This is a genomic window from Pseudomonas sp. (assembly GCF_030698175.1).
GTDB lineage: Bacteria > Pseudomonadota > Gammaproteobacteria > Pseudomonadales > Pseudomonadaceae > Aquipseudomonas.
In genome coordinates this window covers 189,378-204,251 of sequence record NZ_JAUYNT010000028.1, presented here as the reverse complement: position 1 = coordinate 204,251, position 14,874 = coordinate 189,378, and the positions used below count along the sequence as shown (strand labels likewise).

Here is a 14,874-nt window from a genome sequence, read left to right as displayed (position 1 = left end):
TTTGGAGTCGTTATGCATTCGCCACTGCCCGAACCCGATCTGCCGTATCTGCAAAAAGTGCTGCTGGAAATGCTCGCCATTCCCAGCCCCACCGGCTTTACCGACACCCTGGTGCGCTACGTGGTCGAACGCCTGGAGGAACTCGGCATCCCCTTCGAACTGACCCGCCGGGGCACCATCCGCGCCACCCTCAAGGGCCGTCAGTCGAGCCCCGACCGAGCGGTGTCGGCGCACCTGGACACCATCGGCGCCAGCGTGCGGGAGATCAAAGACAACGGTCGCCTGGCCTTGGCTGCCATCGGTTGCTGGTCCAGTCGCTTCGCCGAAGGCAGTCGTGCCAGCCTGTTTACCGACCAGGGCGTGCTGCGTGGCAGCGTATTACCGCTGCTGGCCTCCGGGCATGCGTTTAACACCGCGGTAGATCAGTTGCCGATCAGCTGGGACCACGTCGAGTTGCGCCTGGACGCGTACTGCAGCACCCGCGCCGATGGTGAAAGTCTGGGCATCGGGATTGGCGATTTTGTCGCCTTCGACCCGCTGCCGGAGTTCTGCGACAGCGGCCATATCAGCTCCCGCCACCTGGACGACAAAGCCGGCGTGGCGGCACTGCTGACCGCCCTCAAAGTGATTGTCGAGAGCGGCATAGAGCCGGAAATCGACTGCCACCCGCTGTTCACCATCACCGAAGAAGTCGGCTCCGGCGCCGCCGCCGCGCTGCCCTGGGATGTCAGCGAGTTTGTCGGCATCGACATCGCCCCGGTCGCCACCGGCCAGCAATCCAACGAGCACAGCGTCAGCGTCGCCATGCAGGATTCCGGTGGTCCCTACGACTATCACCTGTCACGCCATCTGCTGCGCCTGGCCGCCGAACACGAAGTCCCAGTGCGCCGCGACCTGTTTCGCTACTACCACAGCGACGCGCAATCGGCGGTCACCGCCGGCTACGACATTCGCACCGCGTTGCTGGCCTTCGGCTGCGACGGCACCCACGGCTACGAGCGTACCCATATCGACAGCCTGAAGGCGCTCACCCGCCTGTTGGCCGCTTACATCCTCAGCCCGCCAGTGTTTGCCAGCGATGCCCAACCAGCCAAGGAGCACTCGCTGGAGCGCTTCAGTCACCAGATCGAACACGACACACAAATGGCCAGCGAAACCCAATTGCCCAGCCTTGGCAGCTTGCTGGAAGTCGGCGGTGGCGAACGGCAGGCGTGATTCGCTGGACAGCGGCAAAACCCCTGCACTAACGTCGCCATTTAAAGGGCCACACGCCTGTGCACGCCCACCCACTGCCGTTGAGGAATACGTCCATGCGCCACCCCTTGCTTGTGCCTGCCCTGCTTTGCCTGTCCCTGCTGGGCTGCAACTCTAGCAATGTGGTGGCCGAGCGAATTACCGACGATAACGGCGTTATCCGCGCCTGCGGTGAGGGCGCGGGCTTAAGCGCCTGCAAGAGTTTTCAGGGCGCCACCTCCAATCAGCAGATGAGCGATGAGGCCAAGCAGATTCGCAACGAGTCGCCGGCCGAAGTCGAACAAAGCATCGAGCTGCTGGAAAACACCCCCAGCGATGAGGTCAATCAGGACGACTGAGCTAACCTGCTAAACGCCAGTTCGATTGCGGGCTGGCCTGACAGGTCTGGGAGGATCTATGGCTCTGGTCGATTTATTACTGGTATTGGTCTTGCTGCAGTACGTGCACTTTTCTGTATTGGTGGCTCAAGCCCGGGTTACCTACGAGGTAAAAGCCCCGGCAACCAGCGGCAATGAAATTTTCGAGCGTTACTACCGGGTGCAGATGAACACCCTGGAGCTGCTGATCTTGCTGTTGCCGGGTGTGTGGCTGGCCAGCAAATACCTGCCGGCAGTCTGGGTGGCGGTGCTGTGCGGCATTTATCTGCTCGGGCGGGTGGTGTATCTGCGCGCCTATGTGGCCGATCCGGGCAAACGCAGCCTGGGCTTTTTGCTCAGCTTCGCGCCGATTCTGTTGCTGCTGCTGGCCGGTTTGGGCGGCTCGCTACGGGCCTTGTGGGCGTTTTAAGCACTCGCGCTGCCGCCGCTGGTCGGCGCAGCTCCGGGATTCTTCGCCGCTGCGCAGTTAACAGGCTGTTGAAAAATGTAGCGAGCGACGGCTAGGCAAGGCGAAATCCGCCGAAAAAGCGCAGTGTACGAGCTGTACATGAGCATTTTGAGGCTGATTTCAACGCCGCATAGCCGAGCGCAGTAGTTTTTCAACGACCTGTTAAGCCCTGGATACGGCTGCGCCTGCTTGTCTAGAGCGGTATGCTGCGCGGCAATTGCTGCCGACGCCTTGCCCGCGCAGCCCCGCTCAGTTCCCCGCGAAACCCCAGCCAAGCCGATGATTTTTTTAAAAGACTTACTGCTCCGCCTGCACGCCTTGCTGCAACGTTTTCCCTGGGTGATGCCGCTGTATGGCTTTGTCTCCGGCTTGGCCGGATTCTTCCTAGTCAAACGCCAAGCCGAGTTCGCCAAGGTTATCGCCATTCTGATGCTGGTCACCTGGCTCTGGCTGGCCCTGGAAAACCTGCTCAGCCAGCAATTGGCGCGCCGTTTTGGTCTGCAAATACCGCCCTGGCTGCTGCGTTTTGCCACCCAGATGGTGCACCAGCAAAGCCTGTTTTTCGTCTTGCCGTTTTTTGCCCTGACCACCGCCTGGGACAGTGGCCAGCTGGTGTTTACCGGCCTGCTCGGCCTCTGCGCGCTGATCGCCATCATCGACCCGCTGTACTTCAACTGGCTGGCGCCACGCCGCTGGCTGTACCTGGCTTTTCACAGCCTGACGCTGTTTGCCGTGTTGCTGACTGCCCTGCCGATCATCCTGCACCAGACCACGGCGCAGAGTTATCAGTGGGCCTTGTTGGCCAGCGTGCTGTTGTCGTTCCCCAGTTTGCTCGGCACCTTGAAGATCAACCGCTGGTGGCGCTGGCTGGCCTTGCCCGGCTTGAGCCTGGCCCTGCTCGGGGTCGGCTGGCTGGCGCGGCCCTGGGTGCCGCCGGCCACCCTGTGGCTGAGCGAAATGGTCGTCAGCGCCCAGATGAACGCCAGCCAGCGCGCCCCCGGCCAAGCCCGCGAACAGCTCAGCAGCGCCCAGCTCAAGCAACAGGGCCTGTACGCCTACACCGCGATCAATGCGCCACGCGGCCTGACTGAGCGGATTTACCACGTTTGGCGCCACAACGGCCAAGAGGTCGACCGCATCGCCCTGGATATTCAGGGCGGCACCAAGGCCGGCTACCGCGCCTGGAGCCACAAGCAAAACTTCCCCGCCGAGCCGAGCGGCAAGTGGCGCGTCGACGTGATCACCGACGGCGGCCAGACCCTCGGCGTGCTGCGCTTTACGGTTAACCCTTAGGTAGCCGCCGCGCTGCGACAATCAAGCGCAGCCGTACCAGTGGGTGGCACCCGCCGGCGCTGGTAGAGTGCGGCGATGAAACTTGTCCCGCCCCATCGCAAGCTTATTGCCTGGTTGCTGTACAGCTGTGTGCTGTTCAGCACCTTGGCCTGCGCCATTGGCCATGGGCAAAGCAGCGGCCTGCGACTGAGCGGTATCGAGCAGTTGCAGTGCAGCATCGGCGGCGCCAGCGATTCGCGGGTGCCGGCGCTGAGCCAGTCACCGATCACCTTCGACTGTCCGCTGTGCGCCAGCCCCGCCCTGACCACCAGTCTGACCGGTTACAGCCTGCAGCTGGCGGCCTGGCAACCCGCACCGCGCCAGGCCTTCGCGGCCGCCAGCGCGACGCCGAGCCGCACCCTCTGGGCAGCCGCCAACCCGCGCGCGCCTCCCGCTCTCTAGTGCCGTGGCAGCTTCTAGGCTGCCAATCGACTGCGCCGCTGCTCGACCCTGCGTTGGCGTCCTTGGGACGTGCACCAGGCTGTGAGTGCGGCACCTGAAGCTCTGCACAGAGACATCCTCCATGTACCCAACTTTTCCTGATTCACGGGCCTGCGCGGCCCTGCTCGCACTGCTCAGCCCCTTGGCGCACGCCGCTGCACCCGCGCCCCTGATTATTACCGGCGGCGCGAGTCAGCCCGTGCAGCTGGCCCCCAGCGTGATTGAGGCCAAGCCGGCCAGCAACCCCCTGATTAATGCCGCCGCAGTCGATGGGCAACGTTTGCAAAGCCTGCGCCCGGCCACCAGTGACAGCGCCAGTCTGCTGCGCGGCGTGCCCGGCGTCAGCCTCAACAGCGCCGGCGGCATCTCCAGCCTGCCGGCGATTCGCGGCCTGGCCGACGACCGTTTGCGGATCAAGATCGACGGCATGGACCTGGTGGCCTCCTGCCCCAATCACATGAACCCGGCAATGTCCTATATCGCCCCGAGCAACCTCGGCAACCTGCAGGTGTTCGCCGGCATCACCCCGGTCAGCGTCGGTGGCGACAGCATCGGCGGCACCATCATCGCCGACAGCGCAGCGCCAGAGTTTGCCGCGCCCGGTGCGGCGAGTATCGACAAGGGTGAAGTGGGCGCCTTCTACCGCAGCAATAACGACGCCCGTGGTGGCAACTTCTCCGCCACCCACGCCGAAGAGTTGTTCAACATCCGTTACGACGGCAGCACCAGCAAGGCCAACAACTACAGTGCCGGCGGCGACTTCAAGCGCAGCACCAGCACCGGCCAGCTCGGTAATGGCTCGCCGCTGGACGAAGTGGCCTCCACGGCCTACGAGACGCAAAACCACGCCCTGGGCATGGCCCTCAAGCTCGGTGAAGACCTGCTGGAGCTGAAGCTCGGCTATCAACAGGTGCCGCAAGAGCTGTTCGCCAACCAGCGCATGGACATGACCGACAACAGCCAGCAGCGCATCAGCCTGCGTTATCTGAGCCAGTTCGACTGGGGCGAGCTGGACACCCGCGTGTACCACGAGAAGGTCGAGCACAAGATGGACTTCGGCCCGGACAAGCGCTTCTGGTACGGCATGCAGTCCAACATTGCCGGCAGCGCCGATGGCCAACCCTGCTCGCCGATCTCCGCCAGCTGCGCCGCCGGCATGCCGATGGCGAGTGAGGGCAAGACCAGCGGCGCCAGCGTCAAGGCGAGCATCGATCTGGGCCCGCAGGACCTGCTGCGGCTCGGCGGCGAATACCAGCGCTATCGCCTGAATGACTACTGGCCTGCCTCGGGGGGCGGCATGTGGCCGAATACCTTCGAGAACATCAACGATGGCCAACGCGACCGTGCCGCGCTGTTTTCCGAATGGGAATCGCAGCACAGCTCCGACTGGCTGACCCTGCTCGGGGTGCGCTACGAGCATGTGCAGAGCGACGCCGGCGATGTGCACGGCTACGGCCATGCGGGGGGAGGTCAGCTCGTCGAGGCAGCCGCCTTCAACGCCGCCGACCGCAGCCAGACCGACCATAACTGGGACCTTAGCGCCCTGGCCCGCTACACCCACAGCGAGCAGCTGGATGTGGAGTTCGGCTACGCACGCAAAGTCCGCTCGCCCAACCTGTACGAGCGCTACACCTGGTCGAGCTGGCCCATGGCGGCGACCATGAACAACTTCGCCGGCGACGGTAATGGCTACGTCGGCGACATCGACCTCAAACCGGAAACCGCCAACACAATCTCCAGCACCTTCGACTGGCACAGCAGCGACCGCCAGCGCGAACTCAAGGTCACGCCTTTCTACACCCTGGTCGACGACTATATCGACGCCGTCAGTGCCACCGGCAACGCCGTGCCCGCCGATCAGTTCAACGTCCTGCAGTACGCCAACCAGTCGGCACGCCTGTACGGCATGGACGTCTCCGCCAAGCTGCCGCTGGCCAGCAACGACCTGGGCAACTGGGGCGTCAATGGCCTGCTCAATTACACCGATGGCAAGAACCACGATACCAACGATGAGCTGTACAACATCATGCCGCTCAACGCCACGCTGGCGCTGACCCAGGAAATCGGCGGCTGGAGCAACAGCTTCGAAGTGGTGGCTGTGGATGCCAAAAACCAAGGCTCGGACGTGCGCAACGAGATCCAGACCGCCGGCTACACCTTGTTTAACCTGCGCGCCAGCCACAGCTGGAAGCAAGTGCGGGTCGACGTTGGCGTCGAGAACCTGGCTGACAAGTTCTACTACCTGCCAACCGGCGGCGCCTACACCGCCCAGGGCCGGACCATGTCGATGAATGGCATTGAGTGGGGTGTCGGCGTGCCGGGCATGGGTCGCTCGTTCTACACCGGGGTCAATGTGACGTTCTAGGCTATACAGCCGCCCGCCGCACTGGCGGGCGGTTTTCTTTGGCTCTGTCCCAGTTATGCGTTGCGAGGAGCCTAAATTTTGGAGAGAGGGAATTAGCCTTGATACCTGTGCTGTCTGCACCGGCCAATCGCGGATAAATCCGCTCCTACAGGGTTGGCCAGCCGATGAAATTATTGTAGGTGCCGGGCTTGTGTAGGAGCAGATTCATCCGCGAAGCAAGCGCGAGCACACTGGCAACCCTGCAGGACCACTACCGCTCTTTGTCCCACCTTCATCAGGGTCACGAACCAGGTGAAGGTGGGACTTGCGCGTTACAACACGTAACTGGTACATGGCCTTTTCTTTGGGCAGTCGCAGCCGGCGGGCTATCCGCCAGCCAGATGACTTCAATCAAACCCGTCCCCGACACATCACGACAACATGCCCCAGCGCCTGCGGCTATGGCCTCGCGGCAAACTCCTCTAAGCTCACAGCCATGAACATTGCGTCCACCGACCTGCTGCAACTTGATCGCTCCAGCGCTGTGCCCAGCCTGCGCATCGCCGGCGCCTGGACGCTGCACAACTACGCCCGCCTCGAACAACAGTTAGCCAGCCTGCCACTGCCGATTGCGGCCAGCCAGGCGATTGATCTGCAGCAACTGCAGGCGCTGGACACTGCCGGCGCCGCCTTGCTGGTCAAGTTGCTCGGCAATAACCGCAGCCGCCAGCTTAGTGAGCAGCTGGATGTTTTACCGGCCGCCCGCCGCGCCTTGCTGGCCACGGTAAGCGCCGCCCTGGAGCAGACTTCCGGCGCCGCCCCGGCCGCCAAGCAGCACGGCCTGAACCTGTGGCTGGAGCAATTGGGCCGTGGCATGGAAGGCTTCGGCCAGCAGCTACTGGCGTTGCTGGGCTTTATCGGGCTGATCCTCGTGACCCTGGCCCGCACACTGCTGCAGCCGTCGCGCTGGCGGGTCACGGCGCTGGTGGCGCAGATCCAGCAAACCGGCCTGAACGCCGCGCCGATAGTGGCGCTACTGACCTTTCTGGTCGGCGCGGTGGTGGCCTTTCTCGGCGCCACCGTGCTCAGCCGCTTCGGCGCCAGCATCTACACGGTGATGCTGGTGGCCTTCTCGTTCTTGCGCGAATTCGGCGTGCTGCTCACCGCCATCCTGCTGGCTGGGCGCACCGCCAGCGCCTTCACCGCGCAGATCGGTTCGATGAAGGCCAATGAAGAGATCGATGCAATCCGCACCCTCGGCCTCAATCCCATCGAGCTGCTGGTGTTGCCGCGGGTGCTGGCGCTGCTGATCAGCCTGCCGCTGCTGACTTTTGTCGCCATGCTGTCGGGGATTTTCGGTGGCGCGCTGGTCTGCACCCTGAGCCTGGATATTTCCCCGGCGCTGTTCTTGTCGATTCTGCAAGACGTACCGGTGCAGCACTTTCTGGTCGGCATGGCCAAAGCGCCGCTGTTTGCCTTTTTGATCGCCGCCATTGGCTGTTTGGAAGGCTTCAAAGTCAGCGGCAGCGCCGCCTCGGTGGGCGCCCACACCACCTCCAGCGTGGTGCAGTCAATTTTCGTGGTGATTTTGCTGGATGCCGCCGCCGCATTGTTTTGCATGGAGATGGACTGGTGAGCGCCCACAGCCAGCGCGTAGGGTGGGCTTCAGCCCACCAAGGCCATTTCGTCCTGCTGCGATGGGCTGAAGCCCACCCTACAAGCGCATTTCAACCCATAACGGACGTAGCCTTGTTTGGCATGGAGATGGACGGGTGAACTCGGCAACTGAGGCCATAGTGCAGGTCCGTGGGCTGAGCAACAGCTTTGGCTCGCAGTGCGTGCATGAAAACCTCGATCTGGATATTTATCGCGGCGAAATCCTCGCCGTGGTCGGCGGCTCAGGAACCGGTAAATCGGTATTGCTACGCAGCATCGTCGGCCTGCGCGAGCCGAATGCCGGCTCGGTGCAGGTGTTCGGCGAAACCCTGCAGGGCTTGTCCAACCAGCGCCGTGGGCAACTGGAGCGGCGCTTTGGCGTGCTGTTTCAGCAGGGCGCGTTGTTCTCCTCGCTGACGGTACGGGAAAATATCGCCCTGCCGCTGATCGAGCATGCCGGGCTGTCGCGCTTGGCGGCCAATCAACTGGCCCAACTAAAAATCGCCTTGGCCGGCTTGCCAGCTGGCGCTGCGGATAAATACCCCGCGCAACTGTCCGGCGGCATGATCAAGCGCGCGGCCTTGGCTCGCGCCCTGGCATTGGACCCGGATATTTTGTTTCTCGACGAGCCCACAGCCGGCCTCGACCCGATTGGCGCGGCGGCCTTCGATCAGCTGATTCTGACCCTGCGCGATGCGCTGGGCTTGAGCGTGTTTCTGGTCACCCATGACCTCGACACCCTGTACCGCATCACCGACCGGGTCGCGGTGCTGGCCAACAAAAAGGTGCTGGTAGCCGATACGCTGGAGCGTGTGGCAGCCACCGACGATGCCTGGATTCGCGATTATTTCCACGGCCCGCGCGGCCGCGCCGCCGAGCAAGCAGCCAGCCGACTGCAGGAGCAGCCCTAAGATGGGGAAACCAATGCCCGTTATGTACTGCATCACTGGCCTGGTCGCGGTGCTGACCAACAAAAAGGAGCAGTCCTGAGATGGAAACCAATGCCCGTTATGTCCTGATTGGTCTATTCAGCCTACTGGCGGCGGGCGGCGCGGTGCTGTTTGCCCTGTGGCTGGGCAAAGCCAGCTTCGATAGCAGCTACGACAACTACGAAGTGGTATTTAGCGAGGCCGTCAGCGGCCTGAGCATCGGCAGTCCGGTGCAGTTCAGCGGCATCAAGGTCGGCGACGTGCAGCGCTTACGCCTCGACCCGAAAGACCCGAGCAAAGTCTTGGTGCGCATTCAGGTGGCCGCCGATACCCCGGTGCGGCAAAACACCGTGGCCAAACTGACCCTGGCCGGCATCACCGGCACTTCGTTTATCCAGCTCAGCAGTGGCGCGCCAGGCAGCCCGCCCTTGACCCCTAGTGCGCCGGGCAAGGTGCCGCGGATCATTGCCGAGCCATCGCCCATGAGCCGTTTGATGAGCAATGGTAAAGACCTGGTGACCAGCATCACCGAGCTACTGGCCAACAGTAACCGGATGTTCTCCCCGGAAAATGTCGAGCGCATCAGCCAGACCCTGAACAATCTGCAACTGGCCACCGGCGCCATTGCCAGCCAGCGCGACGACCTGCGCCTGACCATTGCGCAACTCGCCCAGCTGAGCAAGCAGGCCAACCAAGCCCTGGAACAAACCAGCACGTTGTTGCGCACCAGCAATAAACTGCTCGACCAGCACGGCAGCGCCACCTTGCACAGCGCCGAGCAGGCCATGGCGGCGCTGCAACGCAGCAGCAGCGGCATTGAACAACTGCTCAATAACAATCAGGCGGCGCTCAGCGAAGGCGCTCAGGGCTTTGCCGAGTTGGGCCCGGCGCTGCGCGAACTGCGCGCGACCCTGGCCAGCTTGAAAGGCATTTCACAACGGCTCGAAGCCAATCCGGCCGGCTATTTACTCGGCCGCGATCAAGCCCAGGAGTTTCAACCATGAATCGACTCGCTCGGCCGCAGCGCCTGCTCATTCTGCTCACCGTCCTTAGTCTGCTCGGCGGCTGCTCGATCCTGCCCACCGCCACCCCGCAACAGGTGTATCTGCTGCCCAGCCATAGCGGCGCCCCGAGTGCCGGCACGGCGGTCGATTGGTCGTTGCGAATCAATCAACCGCAGGCCAGCCAAGCCCTGGATAACGCCCGCATCGCGGTGCTGCCGCAAGACAATCTGATCAGCAACTATGCCGATAGCCGCTGGAGCGATCCGGCGCCTCGACTGCTGCGCAACCATCTGCTAAATGCCTTCCAGAATGACGGCCGGGTGCGCGCCCTGAGCAGCGATGACGACAACCTGCAGGCGGACCTCAGCCTCGGCGGCGAGCTGCAGGCGTTTCAGAGCGAGTATCAACAGGGGGCGATCAGCGTGGTGCTGCGTCTGCAAGCGCGACTGATCGACAGCCGCTCGCAACGCATTATCGCCAGCCAACGCTTCGAAGTACGCCAGCCAGTCAGCGACCCGCAAGTGCCGGCGGTGGTAACCGCCTTCGGCCAGGTCAGCGACCAACTGGCCGCGCAGGTGTTGCAGTGGACGCTGAGTCAGGCCAGTGCCCGCAGGCCTTGAAAAAGGCTCTGCACCAGTTACCTGTTGAACGCCACACACTTCGTAGGAGGGGCTTTAGCCGCGACCAGCGCATAGCCATCGCGGCTAAAGCCCCTCCTACAAAAGCCCACCCGCGCCGCGTTCAAGGTTCAGCCAAAGAACCAGTAGCAAACACCAATCGAGGCCAGCACCCCGACCAGATCGGCGAACAGCGCGCAGCCCACCGCATGGCGCGCGCGCTGCAGGCCGACCGAGCCGAAGTACACCGCCAGCACATAGAAGGTGGTTTCGGTGCTGCCTTGCATGGTCGCCGCCACCAGTGCCGGGAAGCTGTCGACGCCGTGACTCTGCATGGTTTCGATCAACATGGCCCGCGCCGCGCTGCCGGAGAACGGCTTGACCAGCCCGGTCGGCAGCGCATCGACAAAGCGTGTGTCCCAGCCAACCCACTCGACCAGCGTGCGAATACCGTCCAGGCCCAAGTCCAAGGCCCCGGAGGCGCGCAACACGCCGACCGCGCAGAGCATCGCCACCAGATAGGGCAACAGGTTTTTCGCCACTTCGAAGCCTTCCTTGGCGCCCTCGATAAAGGCCTCGTAGACCGGCACCTTGCGCAAAGCGCCGACCAGCACAAAACCGAGAATCATGCCGAACAGGGTGAGATTGCCGAGCAACGACGACAGCGCCGTCAGTGCCGTGGCCGACAGCCCGGCGAGGATCGCCATAAAACCGCCGAGCAGCAACGCGCCGCCGCCGAACCAGGCCAGCAGCACCGGGTCCCAGAGTTTGATCCGCTGCATATAGGCCACCGACAGCAGCGCACTGAGGGTGGAAATACTGTTGGCCAGCAGAATCGGCAAAAACACCAGGGCCGGGTCGGGCGCGCCGGCCTGGGCGCGGTACATAAAGATGCTCACCGGCAACAGCACGAACGACGAGGCGTTCATCACCATAAACAGCACCTGGGCATTGGTGGCGCTGACGCTACTGGGGTTTAGCTCCTGCAGGGCTTTCATCGCCTTCAAACCGATCGGCGTGGCGGCGTTGTCCAGGCCCAGGCCGTTGGCAGTGAAGCTCAGGGTAATCAGCCCGAGCGCCGGGTGGCCGCGTGGCACCTCCGGCATCAGCCGGGCAAACAGCGGCCCCAGCAACCTGGCCAGCAAGTCCACCAAACCGGCCCGCTCGGCGATGCGCAAGAAGCCCAGCCACAGGGTCAGGGTACCGAACAGCAGCACCATCACCTCGACCGACAGCTTGGCCATGGCGAACAGGCTTTCGACCATGGCGGCGAACACCGTCGGGTCATCGCCGAGCAGCCAGCGCGACAGCGCGGCCAGCGTCGCGACCACAAAAAACCCCAGCCACAGGCCATTGAGCATCGGTTATCTCCCGTTAAAGTGCGGCGATCATAACGGCGCGGTGGGCCTGCCGGCCATCAATGCCGTGCTTAACCGGTGGCGCGAACCTTACTGAGGGCGATTGAGCACCTGCAAAATCGCTGCTGTTTCGGCATCCGGCATGCCATCAAAACGCGCCTGGCGGTATTTCATCTGGAAGGCGGCGACCACGTTGCGCAGCGACTGCTCAGGCGTATCGCCCGGCACGCTATAACCCAGCTGCTGCAACTGCGCGGCGAACCAACTGGGTGGCGGCAACTCACGCTCGAACAGCGCCTGCTGCTGCGCCACTTGCGTCGCATCCGGCCAGCGGATCAAGCCGGCTGCCGCCAGCCGCTGCCAGGGAAATAGCGGCCCAGGATCGGTCTTGCGCTGTGGGGCGATGTCGCTGTGGCCGATGATGCTGCCCAGCGGCAAACCATGGCGGGCGACTATGTTCTTGAGCAGGTCGATCAGCGTCTCAATTTGCGCCTCGCTGTAGGGCTGCCAGTGGCGGCCAGTGGGAGAGTCCTGATAGCCCTGATTGACCAGCTCGATGCCAATGGTGCTGGCGTTCAACCAGGTGCGGCCGCGCCACTGACTGTCGCCGGCATGCCAGGCCCGGCGGTGTTCATCCACCAGCTGGTAAATGGTCGCGGGCGCCTCGCCAATCAGGTAATGGCTGCTGACCTCACCATGGGTCAGCAAGGCCAGCGAGTGCTCCAGGTCGGTGGAGGTGTAGTGCAGCACCACGTACTGCACGCGGCTGTCTTGGTTGGCCGAGACGATGCTGCGGTCGATGCTCGGGCCATGACTGCAGGCCGCCAACAGCGCCGCGCAGCAAGCCAAAAAGAGGATTTTCATAGCGCGTCTTCTAGGGGCCACTTAGGGGCTGATGTGCAGAATGCTCTGCAGGTTGTCGAGCAGCATGTCGACACTCAACATGATCAACAACATGCCGGTTAAACGTTCGATGGCGCTCAGCCCCCGCGGGCCGAGATAACGTTGCAAGGCGGTCGCTTGCAGCAGAATCAGCGCGGTGGCGGCCCAGGCCAAAAACACCCCCACATACAGCTCCCACAACTCGCCGGTGTAGGTGTTGCGCAAGGTCATCAGCATCGCCAAGGCCGAAGGTCCGGCCAGTGCCGGAGTCGCCAGGGGCACCAGCATCGGCTCGCCTTCGGGTAGGTCGCCCAGCACCCCTTGCGGACCGGGAAAGATCATGCGCATGGCGATCACGAACAAAATGATACCGCCGGCAATCGCCGTCGATTCCCGCGACAGCCCCAAACCGCTAAGGATTTTTTCCCCAAAGGTGAGAAACAACATCAGCAACGCCAAGGCAAACAACAGCTCACGCAGGGTCACCCGCAAGCGCCGCTCGGGGGCAACATTCTTCAGCGCGGCTAAATAAATAGCAGTGTTACCAAAGGGGTCGGTGACCAAAAACACCAGCACCGCCACGGCCAAAATATCCATCAACAGCTCCTCGAAAATATCCGCCTAGTTTAGAGTGCGGCCAAGCCTGCGTCTGTCGATAAAGCGTCAGCCCTTACCCATAACGAGCCTTGCGCACTGTGCCGCCACGCACAGACCAGACACGGGGCCGAATGAACTGGATGAACGGCCATGCAATTTTTCGATCAAGGGGTATCGTGAGAGCAAGGCTTTAAGGATGTTCGCCATGCGCCGCGCTCTGCTTTGGTTCAAACAGGATTTACGCCTCGATGATCATCCGGCGCTGCAAGCCGGCGTGGATGTCGAGTGCCTGCTGCCCGTGTACGTCCTCGAACCCAGCCAACTGGAGCTTGGCCCGCTCGGTGCCCGCCGCCTAGGCGTACATCGCGCGCGGTTCTTGCTCGAAAGTCTGGCGGCCCTCGATGGCCTCCTGCGTCAACGCGGCTCGCACCTGCTGGTGCTGCAAGGCTCGGCCGAACAACTGCTCCCGCAGTTGGCTGAGCGCTTTAATCTGCAGGAAGTGCTGACCCTGAGCGAAATCGCCCCCGATGAGTGCCAACGCCTCGACCGCGTCAGCCAGCGCTTGGGCCCGGTGGAGCTGCGCGAGCTGCCCAATAATGGCTTGCTGCGCACCGAGCAACTGCCCTGCAGCGTGAGCGAGTTGCCGCAGGTATTTAGCCAGTTCCGCGAGTTAATCGAGCAACAGCTGCATGTCTACCAGCCGCATCCGGCACCCGAACATTTGCCACCACTGCCGGCCGGCGTGGAAAAACTGCTGGGGCCATTACCGACCTTGTCGCAACTGGGCCTCGGTGAGCCGCTGAGCGTCGCCGCCAGTGCCTTTCCCTTCGCCGGCGGCGAAACGGCAGGCAGCGCGCGGCTGCGTGACTATCTGTGGAACAGCCAGAATGTGCGTCAGTATCAACAAACCCGTGACGGCCTGATCGGCAGTGAGTACTCGTCAAAATTCTCACCCTGGCTGGCCAATGGTTGCTTGTCACCCCGGCGTATCGCCGCCGAATTACGCCGTTATGAGGCGCAATATGGGCGCAACGATTCCACCCACGGCCTGTGGGTAGAGCTGCTCTGGCGTGAGTTCTTCCGCTGGACGCTGGTGCGCCATGGCAGCGCGTTGTTCCAGGCTGGCGGTTTGAAAGCCACAGCTCGCGCACCACAACAAGTGGATCAACGGTTGACGCACTGGTGCCAAGGTCGCACCGGCATGCCACTGGTGGATGCCTGTATGCGTGAACTGGCCGCCACCGGTTATATGTCGAACCGCGGCCGGCAAGTGGTGGCCAGCTATTTGGTCAACGACCTGCAGCAAGACTGGCGCCACGGCGCCGCGTGGTTCGAGGAGCATTTGCTCGATTACGACCCCGCCAGTAATTGGGGCAACTGGGCCTATCTGGCCGGAGTCGCCAGTGATGCGCGCTATAACCACCTGTTTAACGCACTGCGCCAGGCGCGGCAGTATGACCCTGAAGCCGCTTACGTCAGCCTGTGGCTGCCGGAGTTACGCCACGTGCCACAGCACCTGCGGCATACCCCATTTCTGCTGAGCCACTTGCAGCTAGGCGCACTTAATTATCCACGCCTGGAGCAGATTCCCGAGGCCTGGACGCCCTATCTGCCGAGCGCGGCTTAAGAACCTGA

At 62.9% G+C, this 14,874-nt stretch carries 14 protein-coding genes; 11 read left to right on the top strand and 3 right to left on the bottom strand.

The window, feature by feature from the left end; translation table 11 throughout:
* Window positions 1–12 precede the first annotated feature (12 nt).
* From Q8R10_RS15355 to Q8R10_RS15310, 10 genes are all read left to right on the top strand, one after another.
* The gene (locus tag Q8R10_RS15355) at window positions 13–1,215 is read left to right on the top strand and encodes an osmoprotectant NAGGN system M42 family peptidase (RefSeq protein ID WP_305654716.1); all 1,203 of its coding nucleotides are present in this window, start codon (window positions 13–15) and stop codon (window positions 1,213–1,215) included.
* A gap of 95 nt (window positions 1,216–1,310) precedes the next feature.
* A complete protein-coding gene (locus Q8R10_RS15350; protein ID WP_305654715.1) occupies window positions 1,311–1,592 on the top strand; it encodes a hypothetical protein in 282 nt (93 codons plus the stop codon).
* A 58-nt stretch (window positions 1,593–1,650) separates the two neighbouring features.
* A complete protein-coding gene (locus tag Q8R10_RS15345; protein WP_305654714.1) occupies window positions 1,651–2,040 on the top strand; it encodes an MAPEG family protein in 390 nt (129 codons plus the stop codon).
* Window positions 2,041–2,358: 318 nt separating this feature from the next.
* The gene (locus Q8R10_RS15340) at window positions 2,359–3,372 is read left to right on the top strand and encodes a DUF5924 family protein (protein ID WP_305654713.1); all 1,014 of its coding nucleotides are present in this window, start codon (window positions 2,359–2,361) and stop codon (window positions 3,370–3,372) included.
* Between the two features lie 75 nt (window positions 3,373–3,447).
* Window positions 3,448–3,813: a DUF2946 family protein gene (locus Q8R10_RS15335; RefSeq protein ID WP_305654712.1), complete on the top strand. Its 366-nt coding sequence runs from the start codon at window positions 3,448–3,450 to the stop codon at window positions 3,811–3,813.
* 121 nt (window positions 3,814–3,934) lie between these two features.
* Complete coding sequence (locus Q8R10_RS15330; RefSeq protein ID WP_305654711.1) at window positions 3,935–6,217, top strand: TonB-dependent siderophore receptor; 2,283 nt, start codon at window positions 3,935–3,937, stop codon at window positions 6,215–6,217.
* Window positions 6,218–6,692: 475 nt separating this feature from the next.
* Complete coding sequence (locus Q8R10_RS15325; RefSeq protein WP_305654710.1) at window positions 6,693–7,832, top strand: ABC transporter permease; 1,140 nt, start codon at window positions 6,693–6,695, stop codon at window positions 7,830–7,832.
* Between the two features lie 136 nt (window positions 7,833–7,968).
* Window positions 7,969–8,763 (top strand): ABC transporter ATP-binding protein, encoded by a 795-nt coding sequence (locus Q8R10_RS15320; protein WP_305654709.1) that lies wholly within the window; start codon window positions 7,969–7,971, stop codon window positions 8,761–8,763.
* 80 nt (window positions 8,764–8,843) lie between these two features.
* A complete protein-coding gene (locus tag Q8R10_RS15315) occupies window positions 8,844–9,785 on the top strand; it encodes an MlaD family protein (RefSeq protein ID WP_305654708.1) in 942 nt (313 codons plus the stop codon).
* The gene (locus tag Q8R10_RS15310; protein WP_305654707.1) at window positions 9,782–10,405 is read left to right on the top strand and encodes an ABC-type transport auxiliary lipoprotein family protein; all 624 of its coding nucleotides are present in this window, start codon (window positions 9,782–9,784) and stop codon (window positions 10,403–10,405) included. The genes Q8R10_RS15315 and Q8R10_RS15310 overlap by 4 nt, the downstream gene beginning before the upstream one ends.
* Before the next feature lie 128 nt (window positions 10,406–10,533).
* On the opposite strand, the gene Q8R10_RS15305 is transcribed toward Q8R10_RS15310, so the two are convergent.
* The 3 genes from Q8R10_RS15305 to Q8R10_RS15295 form a co-directional block, all read right to left on the bottom strand.
* Complete coding sequence (locus Q8R10_RS15305) at window positions 10,534–11,763, bottom strand: nucleoside recognition domain-containing protein (protein WP_305654706.1); 1,230 nt, start codon at window positions 11,761–11,763, stop codon at window positions 10,534–10,536.
* A gap of 87 nt (window positions 11,764–11,850) precedes the next feature.
* The gene (locus tag Q8R10_RS15300) at window positions 11,851–12,624 is read right to left on the bottom strand and encodes an N-acetylmuramoyl-L-alanine amidase (RefSeq protein WP_305654705.1); all 774 of its coding nucleotides are present in this window, start codon (window positions 12,622–12,624) and stop codon (window positions 11,851–11,853) included.
* A 21-nt stretch (window positions 12,625–12,645) separates the two neighbouring features.
* Complete coding sequence (locus Q8R10_RS15295) at window positions 12,646–13,239, bottom strand: MarC family protein (RefSeq protein WP_305654704.1); 594 nt, start codon at window positions 13,237–13,239, stop codon at window positions 12,646–12,648.
* Window positions 13,240–13,444: 205 nt separating this feature from the next.
* Between Q8R10_RS15295 and Q8R10_RS15290 the strand changes: the two genes are divergently transcribed.
* Complete coding sequence (locus tag Q8R10_RS15290; RefSeq protein WP_305654703.1) at window positions 13,445–14,866, top strand: DASH family cryptochrome; 1,422 nt, start codon at window positions 13,445–13,447, stop codon at window positions 14,864–14,866.
* Window positions 14,867–14,874: the final 8 nt, after the last annotated feature.

Excerpts from the sequence above, each read along its gene's own strand:
- Q8R10_RS15300 (WP_305654705.1), bottom strand. The coding sequence starts at position 12,624 with ATGAAAATCCTCTTTTTGGCTTGCTGCGCGGCGCTGTTGGCGGCCTGC.
- Q8R10_RS15290 (WP_305654703.1), top strand. The coding sequence starts at position 13,445 with ATGCGCCGCGCTCTGCTTTGGTTCAAACAGGATTTACGCCTCGATGAT.
- Q8R10_RS15305 (WP_305654706.1), bottom strand. The coding sequence starts at position 11,763 with ATGCTCAATGGCCTGTGGCTGGGGTTTTTTGTGGTCGCGACGCTGGCC.
- Q8R10_RS15345 (WP_305654714.1), top strand. The coding sequence starts at position 1,651 with ATGGCTCTGGTCGATTTATTACTGGTATTGGTCTTGCTGCAGTACGTG.
- Q8R10_RS15340 (WP_305654713.1), top strand. The coding sequence starts at position 2,359 with ATGATTTTTTTAAAAGACTTACTGCTCCGCCTGCACGCCTTGCTGCAA.
- Q8R10_RS15355 (WP_305654716.1), top strand. The coding sequence starts at position 13 with ATGCATTCGCCACTGCCCGAACCCGATCTGCCGTATCTGCAAAAAGTG.
- Q8R10_RS15315 (WP_305654708.1), top strand. The coding sequence starts at position 8,844 with ATGGAAACCAATGCCCGTTATGTCCTGATTGGTCTATTCAGCCTACTG.
- Q8R10_RS15310 (WP_305654707.1), top strand. The coding sequence starts at position 9,782 with ATGAATCGACTCGCTCGGCCGCAGCGCCTGCTCATTCTGCTCACCGTC.
- Q8R10_RS15330 (WP_305654711.1), top strand. The coding sequence starts at position 3,935 with ATGTACCCAACTTTTCCTGATTCACGGGCCTGCGCGGCCCTGCTCGCA.
- Q8R10_RS15350 (WP_305654715.1), top strand. The coding sequence starts at position 1,311 with ATGCGCCACCCCTTGCTTGTGCCTGCCCTGCTTTGCCTGTCCCTGCTG.
- Q8R10_RS15335 (WP_305654712.1), top strand. The coding sequence starts at position 3,448 with ATGAAACTTGTCCCGCCCCATCGCAAGCTTATTGCCTGGTTGCTGTAC.
- Q8R10_RS15295 (WP_305654704.1), bottom strand. The coding sequence starts at position 13,239 with ATGGATATTTTGGCCGTGGCGGTGCTGGTGTTTTTGGTCACCGACCCC.
- Q8R10_RS15325 (WP_305654710.1), top strand. The coding sequence starts at position 6,693 with ATGAACATTGCGTCCACCGACCTGCTGCAACTTGATCGCTCCAGCGCT.